General features: G+C 67.3%; 19 protein-coding genes and 1 pseudogene. 10 read left to right on the forward strand and 10 right to left on the reverse strand.

The window, feature by feature from the left end:
* Positions 1–39: 39 nt before the first annotated feature.
* Both V3B30_RS11080 and V3B30_RS11085 read right to left on the reverse strand, forming a co-directional pair.
* Entirely contained in the window at positions 40–2,082 is a 2,043-nt protein-coding gene (locus V3B30_RS11080; protein ID WP_262083231.1) for an alpha/beta hydrolase, read from the reverse strand.
* Complete coding sequence (locus V3B30_RS11085; RefSeq protein WP_262083252.1) at positions 2,082–3,056, reverse strand: DUF4105 domain-containing protein; 975 nt, start codon at positions 3,054–3,056, stop codon at positions 2,082–2,084. Before V3B30_RS11085 ends, V3B30_RS11080 begins: the two co-directional genes overlap by 1 nt.
* Positions 3,057–3,227: 171 nt before the next feature.
* On the opposite strand from V3B30_RS11085, the gene V3B30_RS11090 reads away from it, so the two are divergent.
* Positions 3,228–3,632: a GFA family protein gene (locus V3B30_RS11090; RefSeq protein ID WP_100471489.1), complete on the forward strand. Its 405-nt coding sequence runs from the start codon at positions 3,228–3,230 to the stop codon at positions 3,630–3,632.
* A gap of 270 nt (positions 3,633–3,902) precedes the next feature.
* Here V3B30_RS11090 and V3B30_RS11095 read toward each other — a convergent pair whose 3' ends face one another.
* Positions 3,903–7,004, reverse strand: a complete 3,102-nt coding sequence (locus V3B30_RS11095; protein ID WP_262083230.1) for an efflux RND transporter permease subunit — start codon at positions 7,002–7,004, stop codon at positions 3,903–3,905.
* 4 nt (positions 7,005–7,008) lie between these two features.
* Positions 7,009–8,187, reverse strand: a complete 1,179-nt coding sequence (locus V3B30_RS11100; protein ID WP_262083229.1) for an efflux RND transporter periplasmic adaptor subunit — start codon at positions 8,185–8,187, stop codon at positions 7,009–7,011.
* Positions 8,188–8,339: 152 nt separating this feature from the next.
* Between V3B30_RS11100 and V3B30_RS11105 the strand changes: the two genes are divergently transcribed.
* From V3B30_RS11105 to V3B30_RS11120, 4 genes and pseudogenes are all read left to right on the forward strand, one after another.
* Positions 8,340–9,023: a response regulator transcription factor gene (locus tag V3B30_RS11105; RefSeq protein WP_262083228.1), complete on the forward strand. Its 684-nt coding sequence runs from the start codon at positions 8,340–8,342 to the stop codon at positions 9,021–9,023.
* Complete coding sequence (locus V3B30_RS11110) at positions 9,001–10,386, forward strand: ATP-binding protein (protein WP_262083227.1); 1,386 nt, start codon at positions 9,001–9,003, stop codon at positions 10,384–10,386. Before V3B30_RS11105 ends, V3B30_RS11110 begins: the two co-directional genes overlap by 23 nt.
* A 99-nt stretch (positions 10,387–10,485) precedes the next feature.
* On the forward strand, positions 10,486–12,579 hold the full coding sequence (locus V3B30_RS11115; RefSeq protein WP_329809651.1) for a TonB-dependent siderophore receptor: 2,094 nt from the start codon (positions 10,486–10,488) through the stop codon (positions 12,577–12,579).
* A 31-nt stretch (positions 12,580–12,610) separates the two neighbouring features.
* A pseudogene (locus V3B30_RS11120) lies at positions 12,611–12,742 on the forward strand (LysR family transcriptional regulator); the annotation flags it as partial.
* 13 nt (positions 12,743–12,755) lie between these two features.
* On the opposite strand, the gene V3B30_RS11125 reads toward V3B30_RS11120, so the two are convergent.
* The 3 genes from V3B30_RS11125 to V3B30_RS11135 form a co-directional block, all read right to left on the reverse strand.
* On the reverse strand, positions 12,756–13,634 hold the full coding sequence (locus V3B30_RS11125; RefSeq protein ID WP_262083225.1) for a LysR substrate-binding domain-containing protein: 879 nt from the start codon (positions 13,632–13,634) through the stop codon (positions 12,756–12,758).
* A 38-nt stretch (positions 13,635–13,672) separates the two neighbouring features.
* Positions 13,673–14,554 (reverse strand): SDR family NAD(P)-dependent oxidoreductase, encoded by an 882-nt coding sequence (locus V3B30_RS11130; RefSeq protein ID WP_262083224.1) that lies wholly within the window; start codon positions 14,552–14,554, stop codon positions 13,673–13,675.
* Positions 14,555–14,709: 155 nt separating this feature from the next.
* Positions 14,710–15,573, reverse strand: a complete 864-nt coding sequence (locus V3B30_RS11135) for a DMT family transporter (protein WP_262083223.1) — start codon at positions 15,571–15,573, stop codon at positions 14,710–14,712.
* Positions 15,574–15,705: 132 nt separating this feature from the next.
* Between V3B30_RS11135 and V3B30_RS11140 the strand changes: the two genes are divergently transcribed.
* Positions 15,706–17,085, forward strand: coding sequence for a PLP-dependent aminotransferase family protein (locus V3B30_RS11140; RefSeq protein WP_262083222.1), 1,380 nt, complete (start codon positions 15,706–15,708; stop codon positions 17,083–17,085).
* On the opposite strand, the gene V3B30_RS11145 is transcribed toward V3B30_RS11140, so the two are convergent.
* Positions 17,024–17,968: a LysR substrate-binding domain-containing protein gene (locus V3B30_RS11145; RefSeq protein ID WP_262083221.1), complete on the reverse strand. Its 945-nt coding sequence runs from the start codon at positions 17,966–17,968 to the stop codon at positions 17,024–17,026. The genes V3B30_RS11140 and V3B30_RS11145 overlap by 62 nt on opposite strands.
* A gap of 115 nt (positions 17,969–18,083) precedes the next feature.
* On the opposite strand from V3B30_RS11145, the gene V3B30_RS11150 reads away from it, so the two are divergent.
* Together V3B30_RS11150 and V3B30_RS11155 are read left to right on the forward strand one after the other, a co-directional pair.
* A complete protein-coding gene (locus tag V3B30_RS11150; RefSeq protein WP_262083220.1) occupies positions 18,084–18,782 on the forward strand; it encodes a glutathione S-transferase family protein in 699 nt (232 codons plus the stop codon).
* Positions 18,783–18,869: 87 nt separating this feature from the next.
* The gene (locus V3B30_RS11155; protein WP_262083219.1) at positions 18,870–19,544 is read left to right on the forward strand and encodes a class I SAM-dependent methyltransferase; all 675 of its coding nucleotides are present in this window, start codon (positions 18,870–18,872) and stop codon (positions 19,542–19,544) included.
* A 3-nt stretch (positions 19,545–19,547) separates the two neighbouring features.
* Here V3B30_RS11155 and smqnr read toward each other — a convergent pair whose 3' ends face one another.
* Positions 19,548–20,195 carry a SmQnr family pentapeptide repeat protein gene (smqnr, locus tag V3B30_RS11160; RefSeq protein ID WP_262083218.1) on the reverse strand — a complete coding sequence of 216 codons (648 nt, stop codon included), beginning with the start codon at positions 20,193–20,195 and terminating at the stop codon, positions 19,548–19,550.
* A gap of 159 nt (positions 20,196–20,354) precedes the next feature.
* Here smqnr and V3B30_RS11165 point away from each other — a divergent pair, with 159 nt between their 5' ends.
* Positions 20,355–21,131: a DeoR/GlpR family DNA-binding transcription regulator gene (locus tag V3B30_RS11165; protein WP_262083217.1), complete on the forward strand. Its 777-nt coding sequence runs from the start codon at positions 20,355–20,357 to the stop codon at positions 21,129–21,131.
* A gap of 11 nt (positions 21,132–21,142) precedes the next feature.
* Positions 21,143–22,276 carry an MFS transporter gene (locus V3B30_RS11170; RefSeq protein WP_262083216.1) on the forward strand — a complete coding sequence of 378 codons (1,134 nt, stop codon included), beginning with the start codon at positions 21,143–21,145 and terminating at the stop codon, positions 22,274–22,276.
* A 9-nt stretch (positions 22,277–22,285) separates the two neighbouring features.
* Here V3B30_RS11170 and V3B30_RS11175 read toward each other — a convergent pair whose 3' ends face one another.
* Positions 22,286–23,791: a PepSY domain-containing protein gene (locus V3B30_RS11175; protein WP_262083215.1), complete on the reverse strand. Its 1,506-nt coding sequence runs from the start codon at positions 23,789–23,791 to the stop codon at positions 22,286–22,288.
* Positions 23,792–23,794 lie beyond the last annotated feature (3 nt).

Raw genomic sequence — 23,794 nt, forward strand, 5'->3', positions numbered from 1 at the left:
ATTGCGCTTCCGCCGGGCACGGCCCGGCGAGCGTAGCGGTCAGGGATTCGCAGCGGCACCCATGTCATCGATGTCCCGGTGCAGGATGCGCCGCACTTCCAGCACCGCCTGCGGGGTTTCCTGCACGCTGTGGCCGGAAATGATCACCTTCTCCGACAGCGCGCCCTGCAGGTGCGCGCTCCAGTACGGCACCAGCCCATCATCGGACTTCTCCACTGGCAGCTCCGGCTTGCGCTGGGCGATGATCGAGTGGTACTTCAGGCCTGCTTCGATCGGCAGCTGCGCGGTGGCCTTCACGAACGGATCGCTGGCCTTGAGGTTGTCGATGCTGTTGGGGATCTTCGGCTTGGCGGTACCGTCGACCTGCTGCTCGGCCTGCGCCAGCGCCATGAACACATCCTCGAACTTGCCAAGGATGGTCAGTGGCAGCCGCACCAGGCGACCGATCAGGCGACCGACCTTGTTACCGGCGATATCGGTGCCCTGGTGCGGCGCGGCGATGAAAATCGCGCGCTCCACATTGGGCTGTGCCTTGAAGTGCAGCAGCGGCCCCAGCTTGGTCTGCACGCGCTTCAGGCGCTCGCCCTTCAGATCGTAATTGGCCAGCAGGTCGTTCCACAGTACATCACCGGAGTTGCTCACCAGCAGCCGGGCCAGCACACCGCCCATGCTGTGGCCGATGTAGACCATGTCCTTCGACGCACGCGTGCTGCCGTTGGGGTCGAAATGCTTGAGCGTATCGTTGAACGCGTTGGCGATCTCGTAGCGGTTCAACGCGATCGGGGCATTGGTGGGGTAGTAGACCTGCCACACCTGGAACTGCTGGCGCAGCTCGGGATCGCCCATGATCTCGTTGGCCAGGTTCACCCACGCTTCCGGGCTGCTGGCCAGGCCATGCAGCATGAAGATGATGCGGCGGTTCGGGTCCCACGGCTGCATCAGGTAGATGTGGGGTTCGCCGATGCCTTCGCTCATGCCGAACAGCGTGCGCAGTGACTGCCGGGCGAAGCCACTCTGCGCCAGCCACAGGCCGTAAGCCGCGGTGAAGTTGCCGGCCAGCGGCACCTGTTCGCCATGCAGGGTGATGCGCTCGGTGGCTTCCGGCGAATAGGCATCGAGCTCGACCCGGCGCGTGCGCATCACGTCTTCGAGGCTGCTGCCCTCGAACCGCAACAGCGCTGTGACGTTGATCGAGGACATCTCACTGAACTCGGGCACCGAATCATCATGGCGATGGCGGCGGCCACGGCGCTCGTCGCGCTCGTCGCCCTCGTCGCCCTCGTCGTCCTGCGTGGTTTCGGCCTTCGGGCCATCCGGTGCGATCACCGGCGCCACCAGCTTGGGCGGATCCATCACCATCACCAGCTCGGCACCGAAGCCATCGCGGCGATAGGTACTGCGCAGGCCGACGAAGCTGACCGTGCCGGCCGGCACCAGCTGCGCAGGAATGCTCTTCAGGTTCAACTGCTGGTAGTTGGAGGCCAGCGACCAGCTGCCGACCGTGAGCGGTTTCGTATAGTCCTCGCCGGCCAGCGCAGCGGCGCGTGCGCGCACGAACAGCACCACTGCCGCCTTCTCGGCCGCGTAGTTGTAGTAGTCGCGCACCTGCGTCTGCCGGTCTTCGAAGGCGCGGTCGGACGGCGAACGCCCGCTGTAGAACAGGTAGGCATAGGCATAGCGCGCGGCTTCCAGCCAGGCGTCCAGCGCTGCATCGCTCATCGGCGGATCGCCGGCGGCGGTCTTCTTCGGCGTCAGCGCCAATGCAGCCTTCACCCACAGCTCGGACAGCGCCGACAGCCGCTGCTCGACATTGAGGTCATCAGTCATCAGCAGCGTGCTGCGGCAGACCAGGAAGTCCTTCTCGCACTGCGATTCGTCCAGGCCCGCCGCGCTGAGCGTTTCACGCGCGGCCGGGCTGAGCTTGCCAGTGTTGAGCACGTCGGCACGCTTGTTGACCAGCGAATCGCTGGACGTGACCTGCTTGACGGTCACCATCGCGCAGCCGCTGCTGCCCAGCAGCAGGAAGGCGGCGAACAACACCGGCAGCGCGCGCTGCCAGCGGATCAGGAAGAGTCGAGTCATTACTGCGGGTCCTGCTCGGTACCAGGCACGCCCTGGCGGATCACGGTGGAAAAGTGGTCGCCGCTACCCTGGTCCAGCGCACGCTGGGTGATGCGGCCCTTGTCATGCAGCTCGGCGTACGGCACACCCGGAGCGAGCGCACCGACCTCCTGCGCGTACTCGGCCAGGTAGCCGGACAGCAGCAGGCGGTAGTCCAGCGGCAGGCGCGGCGCAATGTGCCGGGCCAGGTCGAAGACGATGGTGGTGCAGTTGCTGGTGAGCGTGTTGTAGAAGCCCGGCTTCGCATCCAGCTCACGCGCCTGCGCGATGTAGGCGGTGAACAGTTCCTTCAGCTGCGCGCGGTCCATGCCATGCAGGCGGTACAGGTACACATCCTCGCCGCGCGCGTTGGTACGGGTGCGGATGATGTCAGTCTCTTCCGAGGCCACCAGGGTCATCTCGAACTTGCGGAAGAAGCCACCCAGCGCCGAGAACGATTCGCCACGCTCCTTGCGGATCTCCAGCGAGAACACCACGTGGCGGCCATCCTCGAAACCGAATGAGATGAGGGTGTGGGCAATCGCCGGCCCCATCCAGTACGACAGCACCAGGTCGGCCGAGCGCAGCTGGTCCAGATCGTACTCGCGGCGTACCCAGCGCGCGTCGTAGTCGGTTTCGCTGCGCCAGCTGAAGTCGCGCACGTTGTCCAGCACCACATGGCGGCCATCGAAGGACACCACATGCAGGCGCTGGGCCACGTCATCGGCCCATACGCGGTCCTGGCGAGGGGTCAGCAGCAGCCACCACAGGCCGGCCAGTGCCAGCGATGCACCGAACGCCAGGCCCAGGCGGCGCGAGGCGCGGCCCCGCGCGACCCGCCATGACGCCCACAGCGCAACCAGCAGCCACAGCCCGGCGACGCCGTTGGCCAGCCAACCCGGCCCCGGCATCTGATAGGCCAACAGCCCGGTCACCCACAGCGCTGCCAGCGCCATGGCACTTCCTGTCATCCAACGTCCTGCGGCTTTCACTGGCATCCTGTTGCGGTCCCGAAGCCGCATAGTTAGCCACAAGCCGGTTCACGGTGGCATCTACGGCCCGTTCAGGCACGCCGGCGCACCGTCGGCGGCGGCCCATGCGGCCGGATTCACCTCACAGGAGCAACGATGGGCATTACTTCCGTGGCCGGCGTTCCGGTCCAACCCCAGCACCGCGCCACCTGTCATTGCGGCACGGTCGAACTGCTGCTGGACCTGCCGGACGGCATCGTCGACCCGCGCCGCTGCGACTGCTCGATGTGCCGCCGCCGGGGGGCCATTGCCGCCAGCGTCAGCCGCGCGGGCCTGCAGGTGGTGCGCGGACAGAACCACCTGCAGCTGTACCAGTTCAACACCCATGTGGCCGAGCACTACTTCTGCGGCGTGTGCGGCATCTACACCCATCACCGGCGCCGCTCCAACCCGGAACAGTACGGTTACAACGTGGCCTGCCTGGAGGGTATCGACCCGTTCGCGCTGGGTGTGATCCCGGTCAACGACGGGGTCAACCACCCCGCCGACCGCACTGGCTAGTGGCGCGTGCGCCGTAGCGGCGTGGCGACCTTCTGCCAGGGCGCCATGCCGCTGCGCCCTGCCCGCGCCGGACGCTTCAGCCAGGGACGGCGTGGCGGCCCCTGCGGTGCGTCCGCAACCGGGGGAGGAAGCGGTCTACGGCTGGGCCAGAGATGGTCAAGCAGCCACATGGCGGGTCTCCGTGGGGGACGGGGACGACCTACGTTAGCGACGCCTGGGCAAAGAACGGGTGAGGGTGCCGCGGCAGCCAGATGACAGCCGCGCCCCCACTCAGTCCTGCGGCCGCGACCGGCCCAGGCGGCGTACCAGCACGAAGAACAGCGGCACCAGCACCACCGCCAGCACGGTGCCGGAGACCATGCCGCCGATCACGCTCATGCCGATTTCGCGGCGGCTGACCGCACCCGCACCGGTGGCCAGCGCCAATGGAATCACACCGGCCACGAAGGCCAGAGATGTCATCACGATCGGGCGCAGGCGCAGGCGCGCGCCCTGCAGCGCCGCCTCCACCGCCGAACTGCCAGCGCGATAGCGGGCTTCGGCGAACTCCACGATCAGGATCGCATTCTTGGCCGACAGGCCGATGGTGGTCAGCAGACCGACCTGGAAATAGATGTCATTGACGAACCCGGCCACGGTGGTCGCCAGCACGGTACCAATGACACCCAGGGGGATCACCAGCACCACTGCCACCGGCACCGTCCAGCTCTCATAGAGCGCTGCCAGGCACAGGAAGATGAAGGCAATGGAGGCGGTGTACAGCCACAATGTCTGGTTGCTGGCCAGTTGTTCCTGGTAGGACAGGCCGCTCCACTGCAGGTCGAACCCGGGTTGATCGGCAACCAGCGCCTGCATGCGCTGCATCGCCTCGCCCGAGCTGCGCCCTTCGGCGGCACTGCCCTGGATCTGCATCGCCGGCAGGCCGTTGAAGCGCTGCTGCAGCTGCGGGCCGCGCGCCCAGTGGCTGCTGGCGAAACTGGCGAACGACGCCATCTGGCCGTTGCCACCGCGCACATACCACTGGCCGATGTCGTCGGGCACACTGCGGTAGGGCTGATCACCCTGCATGTAGACCCGCTTGACCCGGCCACGGTCGAGGAAGTCGTTGATGTAGCTGCCGCCCCAGGCCGCCGACAGCGTGGAATTGATGTCGGCCTGCGCAAGGCCCAGCGCGCTGGCCTGCGCATGGTCGATGTCCAGCCGCAGCTCGGCCTTGTCGCCCAGGCCGTTCAGGCGCACCGAGGTGAGCCCGTCGTCTTCGCCGGCCGCACGCACCACCTGCTCCTGCGCCGCCTGCAACGCCACGCGCCCGGCCGCGCTGGTGTCCTGCAACCACAGTTCAAAGCCACTGGACTGGCCCAGTCCACGCACCGCCGGCGGTGCCAGTACGTTGACCCTGGCATCGGGCAGGCTGCGGAAGTAGGCATTGGCCCGCGTGATGATCGCCGCAGCGGTGTTGTCACCCGTGCGCTCATTCCAGGGTTTCAGTGCGAGAAAGCCCTGCCCGGCGTTCTGGCCGGTGCCGGCATTGTTGCGGCCGACCACCACGAACACCACATCCAGGTTCTGCTTCTCGTGCTCCATGAAGTAGCGGCTGATCTGCTCGCCCAGCGCTTCGGTGCGCGCCATCGGCGTGCCTTCCGGCGTAGAAAACTGGAAGGTCACCTGGCCCTGGTCCTCCACCGGCAGGAAGCCGGTGGGCATGCGCGCGTACAGCGCGACCATGGCGACCACCAGCAGCAGGTACAACGCCATCCAGCGCCGCGGCCGGGTAACGACGCCACCGAGCTTTCCCTGGTAGGCCAACTGGCTGCGCTCGACGCCCCGGTTGAACGCCCGGAAGAAGCGGCCCTGCGGTTTCTGCGCCGAAGACGGCTTGAGCAGGGTCGCGCACAGCGCCGGGGTCAGCGTCAGCGCCACCAGCGCCGACAATGCCATGGCAGATGCAATCGTGATCGAGAACTGCCGGTAGATGATGCCGGTGGAACCACCGAACAAGGCCATCGGCAGGAACACCGCGCCCAGCACCACGGTGATGCCGATCAGCGCGCCGGTGATCTCGCCCATCGATTTTTCGGTGGCCTCGCGAGGCGACAGATGCTCGTCGTGGATGATGCGCTCCACGTTCTCCACCACCACGATCGCATCATCGACCAGCAGGCCGATCGCCAGCACCATCGCGAACAGGGTCAGCGTATTGATGGTGAATCCGGCGACCGCCAGCACGCCGAAGGTGCCCAGCAGCACCACCGGCACCGTGATTGCCGGGATCAACGTGGCACGCAGGTTCTGCAGGAACAGGAACATCACCACGACCACCAGCACGATGGCTTCGACCAAGGTATGGATGACCCCCTCGATCGAGACCCGCACGAACGGTGTGCTGTCGCGCGGATAAGCCACCTGCAGCCCCGGCGGGAAGGTCGGCCGCAGCCGTTCGATCTCCGCGCGCACCGCGTCGGCAGTGGCCAATGCGTTGGCACCGGAGGCCAGGGTGACCGAGAAACCGGCCGCCGGATAGCCATTGAGATAACTGCTGGTCTGGTAGTTCTCCGCGCCGATCTCGACCCGTGCGACGTCGCCCAGCAACACCGCCGCGCCATTGGGCAGGGTGCGCAGGATGATCGCGCGGAACTGTTCGGGGGTCTGCAGGCGCGACTGCGCGGTGACCGTGGCGTTGAGGCTCTGCGCCGGGCTGGATGGCATTGCGCCCAGCTCGCCGGCTGTCACCTGGGTGTTCTGTGCCTGGATCGCGGCGCGCACGTCCGACGGCATCAGGTCGTAGGCGCGCAGCTTGTGCGGGTCCAGCCAGACGCGCATCGCATAGGCAGAGCCGAACACGTTGATCTCGCCCACGCCGGGAATACGGCTGATCGGGTCCTGTACGTTGCTGACCAGGAAGTCGGAGACGTCCACGCGTTCCATGCGCCGGCTGGTGTCGTACAGCGAGACCACCATCAGCGAATCGCCCTGGGATTTGGCGACCGTCACGCCCTGCTGCTGCACTTCCTGCGGCAGCCGGTTGATGGCCTGGTTGACGCTGTTCTGCACCTGCACCTGGGCGATATCCGGATTGGCGCTCTGGTCGAAAGTGACTGTGATGCGCGCCTGCCCCGATGACGAGCTGGTGGATGAGAAATACAGCAGATGGTCGATGCCCTTGATCTGCTGCTCGATTACCTGGGTGACGCTGTCCTCCACCGTCTGCGCCGAGGCACCGGTGTAGTTCGCGGTGATGTTGACCTGCGGCGGCGCGATGTCCGGATACTGCTCCACCGGCAGCTGGGTCACTGCAATGGTGCCGAAGGCCATGATGCAGATCGCCAGGACCCAGGCGAATACCGGGCGATGGATGAAAAAGCGCGGCAGCATCTGCTCAGTCCTTCCCGGCCGGCGCCGGCGCAGGCTTCACCCGCACCGCCATGCCATCGGCCAGGCCCTGCGCGCCGGCCACCACCACCCGCTCACCGGCGGAAAGGCCATCGAGCACCAGCCACTGATCGCCCACCGCACGCGCGGTGCGGAACAGGCGCAGCCGGGCCTTCCCTTCCTTGTCCACCAGCCACGCCTGCGCCTCGCCCTTGGGGCTGCGATCGACCGCAGCCTGTGGCACCAGCAGCGCCTGCTGGCGGGTACCCTGCCCCACCAGCGCGCGCACGTACATGCCCGGCAGCAGCTGCCCGTCCGGATTGGGGAAACGCGCGCGCAGGGTGATGCTGCCGGTTTCCTGCTGAACGTCCACGTCGGCGAATTCCAGCGTGCCCGGCAACGGGTAGTCGGTGCCATCGGACAGGCGCAGCCGCACCGGCGCTGTATCGGCCTGCACGCCACCGTCGGCGATGGCGCGGCGCAGTGCCAGGTACTCATTGCTGGACTGGGTGATGTCCACGTTCATCGGGTCCATCTGCTGCACCCGTGCCAGTGGATCGGCCTGGCCGGAGGTGACCAGCGCCCCGGGCGTGAACAGCGCGCGGCCGATGCGCCCGGCGATCGGCGAGGTCACCGTGGCAAACCCCAGCCGTGTGCTGGCCGTGTCACGTGCCGCCTGTGCGGCCTGCGCGGCGGCGGCGGCCTGCTGGTCGCTGGCCACCGCATCATCCACGTCCTGGCGCGCGGCCAACTGGTCCTTGCCCAGCGCCTGCATGCGCTGCGCCCGCAGGCGCGCGGTCACCGCAGCGGCCTCGGCCGTCTTCAGGTTGGCCTGTGCCTCGTTCAGCGCTGCCTGGTACAGCGCGGGCTCGATCTGGAACAACGGCTGCCCGGCCTTCACCCACTGGCCCTGCTCGAACAACCGCTTCACCAGCACGCCATCCACCTGCGGGCGCACATCCGATTCCTGCGAGGCGACGCTGCGCCCAGGCAATTCCTGCTGCAGTGCCAGCGGCTGGCTGCGCAGGGTCAGCACCGTCACCTCAGGCGTCGTGGCGGCAGGCTTGGGCGTGTCCTTGCCGCAGGCGCTGAGCAGGCCGGCCAGGGCAAGCGCCAGCAGCGGCAGGCCCGCGGTACGCGGCCGCCGCCAGGCGCGGCAAGCACGGGAGGAATTCGGAAGGATCATCGGCTGCAGGTTCCACGCGTGGGGGAGCGTTCGGCGCCGAATATAGAAGACGCGGCGGCACGATCCTGCTAAATGGCGCATGAAACATTTTTCATTTGCAGTCGCTGCCCGCGATTGCGACGATGCCCCTGTCCCACTCTGCACACTGGCCCATGCCGCGCGTACTCACCATCGAGGACGATCTTGTCACCGCAGAGGAAATCGCCACCGAACTGCGCAGCCACGGTTTCGACGTGGACGTTGCCAGCGACGGCAGCAACGGCCTGGCGATGGCACGTACAGGCGACTACGCGGTGATCACCCTGGACCGCATGCTGCCCGGCATCGACGGGCTGGCCCTGGTCACCCGGTTGCGCCGTGAAGGCATCACCACGCCGGTGTTGATGATCAGTGCACTGTCTGACGTGGATGAGCGCGTGCGCGGCCTGCGTGCGGGAGGGGATGACTACCTGACCAAGCCGTTCGCCTCCGACGAGATGGCTGCACGCGTGGAAGTGCTGGTCCGGCGCCAGGGCCAGGCCGCTGCCATCGACAACGTACTGCGCGCCGGCGACCTGGAACTGGACCTGATGACCCGCTCGGCGCGACGCGGTGGCCATGAGATTGCACTGCTGCCGACCGAGTTCAAGCTGCTCGAGTTCCTGGTCCGCAACGCCGGCCAGGTGGTCACCCGCAGCATGCTGTTCCAGGAAGTCTGGGGCTACCACTTCGATCCGGGCACCAACCTGATCGACGTGCATATCGGCCGCGTGCGCAAGCGCATCGAACAACCTGGCCGGCCGCAGCCGATCATGACCGTACGTGGAACCGGCTATGTCTTCGACGCGCAATCCTGACCACTGGCGTTCCTCCAGCAGCCGACTGCTGGGCCTGTACTGCATCCTGTTCGTGGCGTGGTCGAGCCTGCTGCTGGGCGTGATGTACTGGCGCATCTCGGATTACCTGAGTGACCTGACCGAATCGGGACTGCAGCAGCGCGCCCACCTGTTCATGAGCTTCGACGGGCCGGCACTGGATGAAGCTTTGCGCGACAGCCAACGCTTCGACCTGCACCAGGTCTATACGTACGGGTTGTTCGACAACACCGGCATGCCGATGGCTGGCGCACTGGTCGCCATTCCCGAGGGGCTGCCGCTGGATGGCAATTCGCATCCGGTGGACGGCTGGACGTTGGCCGATGGTCCCCACGAGAGCGGTGGCAGCGCACTCGGCGTGGTGACCCGCGATGGGCGGACGCTGGTGTTCGTGCGCCAGAATGGCAAGCTCATGGCGGTCAACAGCATCATTCTCGATGCACTGCTGTGGGGCGTGTCGTTGACCGTCATTCCCGGCCTGGTGGGCTGGCATCTGCTGCGCCGGCGCCCGCTGAAGCGGATCCAGCAGATCGAAGCGGCCACCAACCGCATCGTGGCCGGTGACCTTGGCCAGCGCTTGCCGGTCTCCAGCCGCCGCGACGAGATCGACCGGCTGTCCAGCATTGTCAATGCAATGCTGGAACGCATCGAACAGCTGATGACCGAGGTCAAGGGCGTGTGCGACAGCATCGCCCACGATCTGCGTACGCCCCTGACCCGCCTGCGTGCCCACCTGTACCGCATGCGCGTGGGCCTGGAAGAACGGGACCCGCACGCTGTTCCACTGGACAAAGCGCTGGCCGAGACCGACATGCTGATGGCGCGCTTCGCCGCGCTGCTGCGGGTATCCGAACTGGAGAGCCACCAGCGGCGTTCGGCCTTCGACGCGGTCGACATCACCGAGCTGCTGCAGGAACTGCACCAGTTCTATCTGCCGCTGGCCGAGGAAAAGCAGCAGTTGCTGGAGCTGCAGGTGGACCCGAAGCTGGGCCCGCTGCGTGGCGACCGCGAGCTGCTGTTCGAAGCATTGGCCAACCTGCTGTCCAACGCCCTGCAGTTCACCCCGGCACACGGCCGCATCCTGCTGCGTGCAGTCGATGATCACGGCGCCCCGAGGATCGATGTGATCGACAACGGGCCAGGCATTCCGCCACAGGACCGCACGCTGATCTACCAGCGCTTCTTCCGCGGCAGCAGCAGCGCCAGCCAGGGACCAGGATTCGGCCTGGGCCTGTCGATCGTGGCCGCCATCGCCGGCCTTCACGGCTTCCGTGTCCGTGCCGGCAGCGCCCCCGGCGGCGGCGCCTGGATGAGCATCCGCGGCGCGACCGACGGCCTGCCCTGACACAGCGCCCGGACGACACAATCGCACTTGGGAATCATTTGTATTTGTGAGCGTGCATCCGGATAATCCGCCGTCACCGCCCTTCCCGGATTCCTGACAATGCCCGCCCTGTCGCCGCGCCGCCCGCTGCTGTACACGCTTGCCCTGCCCCCCCTGCTGGCCTCGGCCATCACCCAGGCCCAGGACAACCCGGCGGCGCGCACCCTGGACAAGGTGACCGTGGTGGCCGAGCGGGCCAGTACCGCGACCAAGACCGACACCGCCCTGACCGAAACGCCGCAGGCGATCAGCGTGGTCACCCAGCAGCTGTTCACCGACCGTGGCGCGCACAACCTGCAGGAAGTGCTGCGCTACAGCGCCGGCGTCACCGCCGATGCCTGGGGCCTGGATACCCGCAACGATGCCACCTCGGTGCGCGGGCTGGACCCGGTGCAGTACCAGGATGGCCTGCGCCGCAGCTACGGGTTCAGCCCCCTCGCCCGCCCGGAAATCTATGGCCTGGAACGTGTGGAAGTCCTGCGCGGCCCGTCCTCGGTGCTGTACGGTGCCGGCGCCACCGGCGGCATCATCAATGCGATGAGCAAGCGCCCGACCTTCGGCGCCCCCAACGGCGAGGTCGGCGTGCAGCTCGGCAGTTTTGACCGCAGGCAGCTGCAGGGTGACATCGGCGGCGCCTTGAACGATGCCGGTACGCTTGCCGGCCGCTTCGTCGGGCTGGTGCGCGAATCGAACATGCAGACCGATGTATTGAAGGATGACCGCGTCTATCTGGCACCGTCGATCAGCTGGCGCGGCGAACGCAGCACCTTGACCCTGCTGGCCAGCTACCAGCACGACAGGACCGGCTCCAGCCAGCAGTTCCTGCCGCTGGCCGCGACCCTGCTGGCCCCGCCCGGACGCCGCCTCGACCCGTCCACCTTCATCGGCGCTCCTGGTTTCGACCGCATCGACTCGCGCGTGTACAGCCTGACCGCGCTGTTCGATCACAGCTTCAGCGACACGCTCAGCCTGCGCTCGGCGGTGCGTTACATCGATGGCAGGACCACGCTGCAGCAGATGTACGTGGACAGCTACAGCAACCCGGCCGATCCCTTCATCGACGCCGAGCGGCGCGTGGTCAACCGCACGGCCTACGGCACCCGCCCCGACGTGCAGATCCTCAGCGCCGACAATGCGCTGCAGTTCGACTTCGCCACCGGTGCCTTCCAGCATCTGTTGCTGGCCGGCGTGGACTACAGCCAGTACAAGGAGCAGCTGCAGCGGCTGGACGCCACCGGCACGCCGATCGACATCTACGCCCCGGTATCAGTGGCGCCGACGGTGCGTGGCTGGGACCGCCAACCCGACCAGACCTCCACCCAGCTGGGTTTGTACGTGCAGGATCAGATCCGCTGGGCCGACCGCGTCTCGCTGGTACTGGGCGCGCGCCGCGACCATGCACGCTCGAAGACAGAGGGGCAGCCCAGCCAGACCGACAACGCCACCACCTATCGCGCCGGCCTGATTGGCGAACTGGGTGCAGGGGTGTCGCCCTACCTGAGCTACAGCGAGTCGTTCCTGCCGGTCACTGGCCAGGACCTGTTCGGCCAGGCTTTCAAGCCGATGCGTGGCCGCCAGAGCGAGGCAGGCATCAAGTGGCAACCCGCACGCAACCTGCTGCTGACGATGGCAGCGTATCGCATCATCGAAACCAACCGGCAGACCAACGACCCGGACAACGTGTTGAACGTGGTGCAGACCGGGCAGATCCGCTCCAAGGGCATCGAGCTGGAAGGCCAGTTCCAGTTCGCCAACGACCTCACGATCACCGCTGCCGTTGCGCGCAACGAGGCCGAGGTCAGCCGCAGCAACTTCGCATTGGAAGTGGGCCAGCGCCTCAACGACACCCCGCAGGACCTGGCCTCGGCGTGGGTTTCGAAGGGCTTCCAGCTGGACGATGCCGCACGCCTGCGCCTGGGCCTGGGTGTGCGCCACGTCGGCAATACCGTGTCGCTGGGCAATGGCGGGCGCATCATCACCCCCAGCTACACGCTGGCAGACGCATTGGTGGAAGTACAGGTGACTGACTGGACGATGGCGTTGAACATCACCAACCTCACCGACAAGCGCTACTACGCACCGTGCCGTACCTTCGGCGACTGCTTCGCCGGCTACCCGCGCGTAGTGACCGGCACCATCAGCTATCGGTTCTGATCACAGTCAACGCTGGCCGCCGCAGCAGCAGGTGCTGCCTGCCCTGCCCACGCACCAAGGGCAGTTCTCGTTGCTATGGCCCGGTGGGCGCCATCCCAGTGCACGCCTGCGGGTGTTCATCGACTATGCCGTTGCGAACCTGTTCCGCGGCGACCCCGCATAGCGGATCCACAGGATCAGTTCGCACCCGCCATCTGCAGGAAATTGCCCAGCACCGGCGACGGTTGTTCCGGGCGCATGCAGAACTGCAGGCTGAAGCGCGCTGCTTCGCCCTGCAGCACGCGATAGACGATCTCCTGCGGACGGAAGCTGGCCATGCTGGCCGGCACGATCGCCACGCCGGCGTCGACCGCCACCAGCGATAGCACGGCATGCATGCCCTGCGCTTCCTGCACCACGCGCGGGGTGAAGCCCGCAACGGTGCACAAACCCAGCACCTGTGCATGGAAGCCGATGCCCTCGCCCGCCGGCCACGACACGAACGGTTCGTCTGCCAGCATCGCCACACTGGCCTGCGGCGCATTGGCCAGCGCGTGTGCACGCGGCAGCGCAATCGCCAGGCGATCGTGGTCGAAGTCGTGCAGCAGCAGCTCGGCGGCGGGAATCGGTGGGATCAGCACACCGACGTCGATGCGCTGCTCGCGTAGCCATAGCTGCTGCTGGCGCGACGTCGCCTCCTGCAGATGCAGTTGCACCTGCGGGTACTGCTGGCGGAAGCGGCGGATCAAGCCCGGCAACCGGCCATACAGCGCACTGCCGACATAACCCACGCGCAGGCTGCCAGACTGCCCGGCGGCGGCTTCACGGATGCGCTGTAGTGCCTGCTCCGCCTGCTGCAGTGTTGCCCGCGCCTCCACCAGCAGCGTCTGCCCGGCCACGGTCAGGCCCAGGGTACGGTTGCCACGCACGATCAGTTCACTTCCAAGCGCGTCTTCCAGCCGTCGTATCGCCGCCGTCAGCGGCGGCTGTGACATGTGCAGGCGGGCGGCGGCGCGGTGGAAATGCAGCTCTTCGGCCACGGCCACGAACTGGCGGAGCAGGCGCAGGTCGATCATCTCGGTGCAGGCAGTGGGAACCTGCCTAGGGTACGCGCTCAGCTGCGCGCGTCCATGCTGGCGCGCGCGATGGCCGGCCACTGCAGCGCGACCGATTCAATACTGTCGGCCGGCACCGCGCGCAGATCCCGTGGGTAGGCCACATGCTCCGCTTCCTGCAGGCGCAGTGCATGGAACTGCCCGTTGCTCGCGCGCAGCACCCACCCTCCCTCCTGGCAGCGCGTGGATGCCAGATAGGCCACGCCTTGCGCAACAGCTTCCGGATGCAGTTCGTCGGGCTCGCCTTCGATGCCCCACATGCGCGTCTTCGCCACCGGCGAAACCGCGTTGACCACGATGCCATGCCCGGCACCTTCCAGCGCCAGCACATTGACCAGGCCCAGCGCCGCCAGCTTGCCCATCGCGTAAGCGGACAGCCCGCGCTGTGCGTACTGCGGATACAGCGCGCGATCGGAGGTGGTGATGACGATGCGCCCACCACCCGCCGCGCGCATTGCCGGCCACGCCGCCTGCGCCAACCACAGCGGCGTCTTCGCCGCCAGGCACAGCATCTGCTCCAGCGCCTCGTCCTCGATCACTTCCAGCGCCTGGTACTCGACCCAACCCGCGTTGTGGATCAGGAAGTCAATGCGGCCGTGAGCCTGCAGCAGTTCCTGCACCAGCGCATGGCAACCGGCGCGATGATCGATGGGACCGCTTGCGGCCTGCACCGTCAGCCCCCGCGCCTGCAGCGCTTCGACGCTGCGCAGGATGCGCTGCGGATCGGCGCCGCGGCCGTCGGTGCCAGCACCGATGTCATGCATCAGCACCTGCGCACCGCGCTCGGCCAGCAAGCGACTGTAGGCCAGGCCCAGTCCTCCGGCGGCACCCGTCACCAGGCCCACCTGGCCCTCGAAGGAAATACGAGAAATTGGCTGCATCGGCACAGCTTCAGCCAAGCGCACCGCCCCGGCCAATACCGTTGACCACCGCCCACGATACGCCCGCGCTATCACAAGAAAAGGGGACGGAGGGGATTAAGTCGCTTCAGGCACAGCAGGGTCAGTTGCGACTTAATCCCCTCCGTCCCCTTTTTTCAGCGGCTGAAGCGGCGCGCGCCGGCCACGCAGATCACCGCGACCACGGTCACCAGCACCATGCTGAGGCTGACCGCTTCGTGCAGCAGCAGCGCGGCCAGGGCCAGGCCGAAGAACGGCTGCAGCAACTGCAGCTGGCCAACAGCGGCGATGCCACCCTGGGCCAGCCCGCGGTACCAGAACAGGAAACCGATCAGCATGCTGAACACCGCCACGTAGCCCAGCGCCCACCACGCCGAAGCGCCGACTGCCGCGAACGAGGCCGGGCGCATCAGCACTGCCAACGGCAGCATCACCGGCAACGCCAGCAGCAACGCCCAGCTGATCACCTGCCAGCCGCCCAGATGACGGGCGAGCCGGCCGCCTTCGGCATAGCCCAACCCGCACACCACGATTGCCGCCAGCATCAGCAGGTCGGCCTGCAATGACGCCTCGATGCCGTTGCGCACTGCATAGCCGACCACGCAGGCGCTGCCCAGCAACGAGAACAACCAGAACGCCCGGCGCGGCCGTTCGCCACCGCGCAGCACGCCGAATACCGCGGTGCTCAGCGGCAACAAGCCCAGGAACACGATGGTGTGCGCCGATGACGCATGGCGCAACGCGAGCGCCGTCAGCAGCGGAAAGCCGACCACAACGCCGAGGCCAACCACCACCAGCCCCGGCAGGTCGCCACGCCGCGGCCACGGCTGGCGCAGCAGCACCAGCAGCCCCAGGCCAAGTACAGCGGCGATGGTGGCGCGGGCGGCGGTGACGAACCCCGCATCCAGCTGCAGCACCGCCAGACGGGTGGCCGGCAATGAGCCTGCGAAGATCACCACACCAATGAAGCCATTGATCCAACCACTCGCCGACCGTTCCACGCCTGTAATCCTGAAGTGCCGGGCGACGCCTGGCGGAGCCTGTATGGAAGCATCCAGCGCGGAACCATCCCAGCTACAATCCAGTACAGTCGCAAATAACTGTACTGCCCACACTTCCACTACAGTGCTGCCATGTCACGTCCGCTTACCCGCATCGAATCGGTCATCCAGGCCGTCCGCAACCGCATCACCGCACGCGTGGATGGTCCCGGCTCCCGCCTGCCTTCGGTACGCGCGCAGGCGGCTGCGATGGGAGTGTCGGTCTCCACCGTGGTCGAAGCCTACGAGCGCCTCGCGGCCGAAGGCCTGATCACTGCGCGCGCAGGATCCGGCTTCTACGTCAGCGGGCCCGCCGCACCGCTGGCACTGGCCGAGATGGAGCCCCGGCTGGACCGCGCCGTGGACCCGCTGTGGGTGTCGCGGCAGTCGCTGGAAACCCCGCCGGGCCACCTCAAGCCCGGGTGCGGCTGGATGCCCAGTGACTGGCTGTACCACGACGGCGTGCGGCGCGGCCTGCGTCGGTTGGCGCGCGCCGATGCCATGCATCTGGCCGACTACGCCGGCCCACTCGGGCTGCCCGCGTTGCGCCAGCTGCTGCAACGGCGAAGCGCTACGCTGGGCATCGATGCACCGGTGGAGCAGATCGTGCTGACCGAATCCGGTACGCACGCGGTCGACCTGATCTGCCGCTTCCTGCTCAAGCCCGGCGACTGCGTGCTGGTCGATGACCCAAGTTACTTCAATTACCACGCGTTGCTGAAGGCGCACCAGGTACAGGCAGTGGGTGTGCCGTACACGCCCACCGGCCCGGACCTCGAAGCGTTCGAACGCGCATTGCAGGACCATTCGCCGCGGCTGTACATCACCAACTCCGGCCTGCACAACCCGACCGGTGCGGTGCTCTCGGCCAGCACCGCACATCGCTTGCTGGGCCTGGCCGAACGCAGCGAACTGATCATCGTCGAGGATGACATCTTCGCCGACTTCGAACTGCAGCCGGCACCGCGCCTGGCCGCACTCGATGGGCTGTCGCGGGTGATCCACGTCGGCAGTTTTTCCAAGACGCTGTCGGCGGCCTCGCGCTGCGGCTACATCGCTGCGCGCCGCGACTGGATCGAGGCGTTGACCGACCTGAAGCTGGCGACCAGCTTCGGCGGTGGCCATCTGGCCGCACAATTGATGCACATCGCGCTGACCGACAGCGGCTACCGACGCCACATGCAATCGGTGCGTTCGCGTTTGGCCGATGCGCGCCGGCACACGCTGCACAAGCTGCACACGCTTGGCATCACGCCGTGGCTGCGGCCAGAAGCCGGACTGTTCCTGTGGTGCCAACTACCGGATGGCCGCGATGCCGCCGCGCTGGCGCGGCAGTGCCTGCGCGATGGCATCGTGCTGGCGCCGGGCAACGCGTTCAGCCAGTCGCAGCGCGCGGCCGACTATCTGCGCTTCAACGTTTCGCAGTGCCAGGACGCACGGATCTGGCAGGTGCTGGCGCGGGAGTTGTGTTGAGCTGGTAATGCGCGACCAGCGCATCCACCACCACGCGCACGCCTGGCAACTGGCCGCGACGATGTGGCAGCAGCACGCTGGTGGTCACTTCGCCGGCGTGCCACGCCGGCAGCACGTGCTGCAGGCGACCGGCCACAAGAGCCGCAGCACACAGGCTGTAGGGCAGCACGGTGATGCCAAGGCCCGCCTCGGCCGCCGCGATCAGCAGCTGCGATTCATTGCCGACCATTGCCACCTGCGGCTCCACCTGCACGGTGCGGGCGTCGGGGCCGTGCAGCGTCCATCGCGTGGCGTGGCGCGCGGTGAGCAGGCCGGCATGCGCGCGTAGTTGCTCTGGTGCCACCAATGCTGGTGCAGCTGCCAGATAGCCAGGGGACGCGACCAGCACGATGCGTTCACTCCCCAACGCGCGTTGCACCAACCCCGAATCCGGCAGCGGACCGAAGTGGCTGCGCAGGGCGATGTCGATGCCCTCCTGAGCCAGATCGATGAAACGATCACTTGCTTCAACTTCGATCCGCAGCCGTGGATAGCGGCGGGCCAGTGCAGGCAGGCACGCGGCGAGCTCGCCCTGCACCACCGGAATCGAAGCGCTGATGCGCACGGTGCCGCTGGGTTCGGCCTGGCGGTCGCGGACGATGGCCTCGGCGGCCTCCACTTCAGACAGGGCCGTGCGTGCGCGTTCGAAGAACGCCTGGCCGACCTCGGTCAACGCGAAGCGACGCGAGCTGCGTTGCAGCAGCCGCACCTCGAGGTGTTCTTCCAGCAGCGCCACGCGCTTGCTCAGGGTCGAGCGCGGCAAGCCCAGATGGCGGCCACCAGCCGCGAACCCGCCCTGCTCCACTGCGGTCACGAATAGGGCCAGATCGTTGAGATTGAGCATGCGCAACGTCCACAGATGTGGACTTCAGGATGCCATTCTGACGGCTTCCGGGGCAATGTCCACGCAGGCACGCTTTCCTCACCCGCCGCATCGCGGCTTGAACCGGAAACCTGCCATGACCCCGATCCTCTTCTACGGCGTGCCCTCGGGCTGCTCGTTCGGCTCCATCGTTGCCCTGGAGTGGCTGCGCCAGCCTTACCAGCTGTGCCGCATCGACATGCCCGGCCAGGTGCAGGGCGAAGACTACCGCCGCCTCAATCCACTGGGCGAAACCCCGACCCTGCGCACCGCGCAGGGCGAACTGCTCAGCGAAAGCCTGGCCATCCTCAACCATCTGGCCGCGAAGGGCATCGCGCAGGGCCTGGGCTTCGCACAGGGCACGCCCGGCTTCGATCGCCTCAACCACCGGCTGGCCTATCTCAACACCAGCTTCTTCGGTGCCTACGCCCCGCTCTGGCATGCACTGGAACACGCGGAGGGTGCCGAAGGTGAAGCGTTGCGCCGGTACGGCACGACCAAGGTCCGCCACGCACATCAGGCACTGGAGCAGATGATCGGCACGGGCACGTGGCTGCTGGGCGCACAGCGCAGCTTCGCCGATGCCTACTTCGCCGGCATCGCGCGCTGGAACGATTACCATCAGGTGGTTGATCGTCGCGAGTTCCCCAGGGTGCAGCAGCTGTTCGAGCGCCTGCAGGACGACGCCGGCGTGCAGTTCGCCCACGCCATCGAGGCGCAGCAGCCGGCAACCAGCAGCGGTGGTTTCCTCGGCGAGGTACGGCTGCAGGACGTACTCGGGGCCGCGGCGGCCTGATCCCTGTCCTGCCCGCGCGGCAGCGGCGCGCAATGCCTCTTGCGCGCCGCGCTACAGTGGTATGTCCCCCGCCGCAGGAATCCGCGCATGTCCACGTTCTCCGATCCGCAGGCGGTGGCCCGCTATGCCGAAGCGCCGCTGCGCCAGGTGCCGGGTTTCCTCGCCCTGCAGCAGATGAGCCGTCTGCTGCTGGCCGAACGTGTCCCCGCGCAGGGCCGCGTGCTGGTACTCGGTGCCGGTGGCGGGCTGGAGCTGAAAGCCTTCGCCGAGGCGCAACCGGGTTGGCAGCTGCTGGGCGTGGACCCGGCCGCGCCGATGCTGGCCCTGGCCGAGCAGACGCTGGGCCCGTTGAACGCACGCGTTGAGCTGCTGGAAGGCTACATCGACGATGCCCCGGACGTGCGCTTCGATGGTGCCAGCTGCCTGCTGACCCTGCACTTCCTCGACGCCACGCAGCGCCTGCACACGCTGCGCGAACTGCACCGGCGCCTGCAGCCCGGCGCGCCGCTGGTGCTGGCGCACCACAGCGTGCCGCAGGATCCGGCCGGCAAGCTGCGCTGGTTGCAGCGCTACGCAGCGTTCGCCGAAGCCTCTGGCGTTGCCCACGCCGATGCTCAGCGCGCGATCGAGGCCATTGCCGAGCGATTGCCGCTGCTGGCTCCCGAACAGGAAGTGGCACTGCTGCAGGAAGCCGGCTTCGAGAGCATCGAGCTGTTCTATGCCGGCTTCAGCTTCAGGGGCTGGGTGGCGTACGCCGGATGATGCCTACGGCACTACGGTAATGCCGATGCGCTGCATCAACAGCGCTACCTGCTGCACGTCCAGCGTGGCGCCGCGCAGGTTGGTGCTGCGCAGGTCCAGCTCGCCCAGCTCCGAGCGGGTCAGGTCACAGTCGGTGAAGTTGGCGCTGTTCCAGTCGATGCCCTCGAACTGGCCGCCGGACAGATCCGAACCGGCGAAGCTGGCGCCACTCAGGTTCGCGCCATCCCAGCGGTTCTCCCACAGTTCGCACTTCTCCAATGTCACCCGCGAGAAATTGGCATAGCGCAGGTTCGACTTCTTGATGAAGGCACTGCAGAACCAGCTGCGCGTGGTGACCTGGTTCATGAAGCTGGCGTTGCTGAAATCCGCGCCCTGCGCGCGGCATTCGCTGATCTCCAGGCCCAGTGCCTTGATGAAATTGAAATGGCACATGCTGATGTCGCAGCTGCGGAAGCTGGCTTCCTTCAGCGTGGCGCCATTGAAGCGGCAGCCGGCGCGGCTGTCGGCGTCGTAGAAGCTGCAGTTGATGAACTCGGTGGCGGTCAGGTCGGCACCGGAAAAGTCGCACTCATGGAACTGCTGGTCGACCACTTTCTGGCCGGTGTACTGGTCCGCGCCGATGCGCAGCTTGCGGTGAACGGTGGGGGACATCGTGGATTCCACGCCAAGGGCCCCGCCATGATGCCGGGCCGCAAAGGTGATCCATAGACGCGGGCGCGGGCCGGTTCACCGGCAGTCCAGCCGTTCTGTGTCCACTCCCGCCCAATGCACGTTGTTGCACGTTAATGCACAAACGTGCAGACTTGCATCATGAGCTCCGATCCCAGCCCCCTCCCCGCCCAGCGCACCCAGCAGATCCTTGAGGAACTGCGCCAGCAGGGCCGCGTGGTCGCCGCCGAGCTGGCGCGCCGCTATGCCATCTCCGAAGATTCGATCCGCCGCGACCTGCGCGAGCTGGCGGCACAAGGCCTGTGCCAGCGCGTCTACGGCGGCGCCGTGCTGCCGCCGCCAAAGGAACGCCCGCTGCGCGAGCGACTGACCCGCGACCGCGGCGACAAGGCCGAGCTGGCCGCCCGCGTCTGCGCGCTGCTGCAGCCCGACCAGGTGGTACTGCTCGACGCCGGCTCGACCAACCTGGCGGTCGCCCAGCAGTTGCCGGCCGCCCTCGGCCTGACGGTGATCACCAACGCGCCACAGATCGCCACCGCCGCCAGCATGCTCGAAGGCACCTCGGTGCTGCTGATCGGCGGGCGTTTGGCCAACGGTGGTGGTGCGGTCGGCGCCGAAGCACTGGCCCAGGTGCAGCGCCTGCGGGCCGACGTGTACCTGCCCGGCCCCTGCGCGGTGGACGGCGACACCGGCGTGTGGGCGATGGATGCGGAAGAGGCCACGCTGAAGCGCGCGATGGTGGCGTGCAGCAGCCGCGTCATCGTCGCCGCCACTACTGAAAAACTCGGTGCACGCGGCAACTGGCAGATTGCCAGCCTCGACGAGATCGACGACCTGGTCCTGACCACCTCGGCACCGCCTGCGCTGGCCGCACGCTTCCGCGCCGCCGGCATCGCGGTGCACCCCACGCCTCCCTGACCGTACCGCTCATGTCCCTTGCCAACCGCGCGCGTGCCGAACAGCACGCGACCCGCGCTGCATTCTTCATTCCCGGCTTCGCCACCGCGCTGTGGGCCACCCTGGTGCCGTTCGCCAAGGCGCGCACCGGCATCAACGACGCCACGCTGGGCCTGGTGCTGCTCTGCCTTGGTGCCGGCTCGCTGCTGGCGATGCCCTTGTCCGGCGTGCTGGCCGCGCGCCTCGGTTGCCGCCGGGTGATGGTGGCCAGCAGCCTGCTGATCTGCCTGACCGCGCCCGGCCTGGCACTGGCCGGTTCGGCCTGGACGCTGGGCCTGGTGCTGTTCGTGTTCGGCGCCGCCGTGGGCGCGATGGACTGCACGATGAACGTTCAGGCCGTCATCGTCGAGCGCGAAGCACGCCGCGTGATGATGTCCGGCTTCCATGCCTTCTTCAGCATCGGCGGCTTCCTCGGCGCGGCCATCATGACCGTGCTGCTGTCCGCACAGTTGCCCCCTTTGGCATCGGTGATGATCGGCATCGGCGCCATGCTGCTGGTGATGCTGCTCTCGGCCGCGCACTGGCACAGCGAACGCACGCCACACGACACACCGATGCTGGCCCTGCCGCACGGCATCGTGCTGTTCATCGGCGTGCTGGCGTTCGTTGCCTTCCTCGGCGAAGGCGCGATGCTCGACTGGAGCGCGGTCTTCCTCAGCGATGTGCGTCGCGTCGATGCCAGCCTCGCCGGTATCGGCTATGTGACCTTCACCCTGACCATGACCGTCGCGCGCCTGTTCGGCGATGCGCTGGTGGCGCGCGTAGGCCGTGAGCGCGCGATCGTGTTCGGCGCGCTGCTCGCCGCCGCGGGCGTGCTCGTGCTGACCCTGGTCACGCCGTGGCAGGCGTCACTGCTCGGCCATGTGCTGGTCGGCCTTGGCTGCGCCAACATCGCACCGGCGTTGTTCTCGCTGGCCGGCCACCAGACCCGCATGCCCGGCGCACTGGCAATCACCGCCGTTTCCACGCTGGGCTTCGCCGGCATCCTTGCCGGACCGGCGTTGATCGGTTTTGCCGCCAACCACTTTGGCCTGATCGCTGCGTTCATCGGCGTGGCCACGGCCTTGTTGCTGGTGGCCGTCTCCACGCGTTGGCTGCGGGTGTAGCCCGCGGCATCAGCGTCGCCTGCGCCGCAGTTTCATCCGCAATCGCCGATAGCCGATCACCGTCGCCGTGGCACACAACGCGGTGCCGGCAGCGCTCAGCAGCAGCAACACGGCCAGCCGGGCACCTTCCTGGCGCAACATCGCGGGCAGATCCCAGCTGTGCAGGAAGTAGAACAGCCAGCGCCCCACCCGCTCGCGATGCCCCATCGTCAGCAACGGATCACCGGTGGCCAGGTCGAGATAGACGCGCGTCGCCTCGGCATCGCCGAAGTCCACCACGGCTACCGGGAAGCGCCGTACCGCTGCGCCATTCATGGCCTCGGGCGCACGCGGATAGAAGTACGCGTCCGCTGCATGCTGCACCACGAACTCCTGCATCGGCGCATCGGACAGCGCCCGCACCTTCTGCTGCAGCCACGCCGCCGGCAGCAGGCGCGCAACCTGCAGATGCCCATCGCTGCCGGACACGATGCGGGTATCGCCCTGACCGTCCAGCAGCACTGCGAACAGCTCGCCTCCGACGCGGCGCCACTGGATCTCCACCGGCCGGAAGCGCTCGGCATCGGCTGCGGCCAGAAGTGTCGCCGGCTCACCCAGCGCGCCATCCACCGCCACCACGCCGCCACGATAGCGCCCGCTGTCGATCGCTTCACGCGTGCTGCTGAAGATGCCCAGTGGATTCATCGACATCAGCCCGCTGAAGATCCAGGTGAACACGAAAGCCGCAGCCACCAGCCCGATCAGATGATGCCAGCGCATCCACGGCTCGACGTACGGCGTCTTCGCACCGGACCGATAGTGCCCCCGGAAACGCCAGCGCCACACACCCACCACGATGCCGCTGATCGCCGCCAGCGTGCACAGCGCGGACAGCACGATCACCACCCACGTCCACACCGGGTCCACCGACTGCATGCGCAGGAAGTACAACCAGTGCAGCCAGGCACCCACGTAGTTCCAGCGCTGCTGCACATGCGGTGCATCCAGCACCACTTCACCGGTACGCGAAGATACATACAGGTCGCCGGGCCGTGCGCCACCCACCTCCACCCGGTACAGCGGCCGGTGCACGTCCAGCGCGCGCGAATGGGTCCAGCAATCCTCGTCCACGCGCGTCACGCCCACGAAGGCCTGGCCGCCGGCGAACTGTGCAGCGGATGCTTCGGCACGCTGTGCCGACACCGGCAGCAGGGCCTGCCCGGTGGCGGCTGACCACGCCCCCACGTTGCTTCCCGTGCGCACCACATACGCAGGCTCGCCACGCAGCGTGGTCAGTGCCACGGTCTCCGGCTCGGCCTGCACGGCTGCAGGCAGCACCGACAGCCCGTTCAGATCGCGGGCCTCCGGCAGCACCGGCAATGCCGCCAGACGTTCACCGGGCGTCAGCTTCGGGTAGCCGATGAACAACATCACCATGCCGCTGACGAACCACAGCAGCATCAACAGGCATCCGCCGATGCCGAGCCAGCGGTGCACCAGGTAGGTCCAACGCTTGGCAGTGGATCGCAGCGACATGGT

Source organism: Stenotrophomonas sp. SMYL41 (assembly GCF_036319965.1).
In the GTDB taxonomy this organism is placed as follows: domain Bacteria; phylum Pseudomonadota; class Gammaproteobacteria; order Xanthomonadales; family Xanthomonadaceae; genus Stenotrophomonas; species Stenotrophomonas maltophilia_R.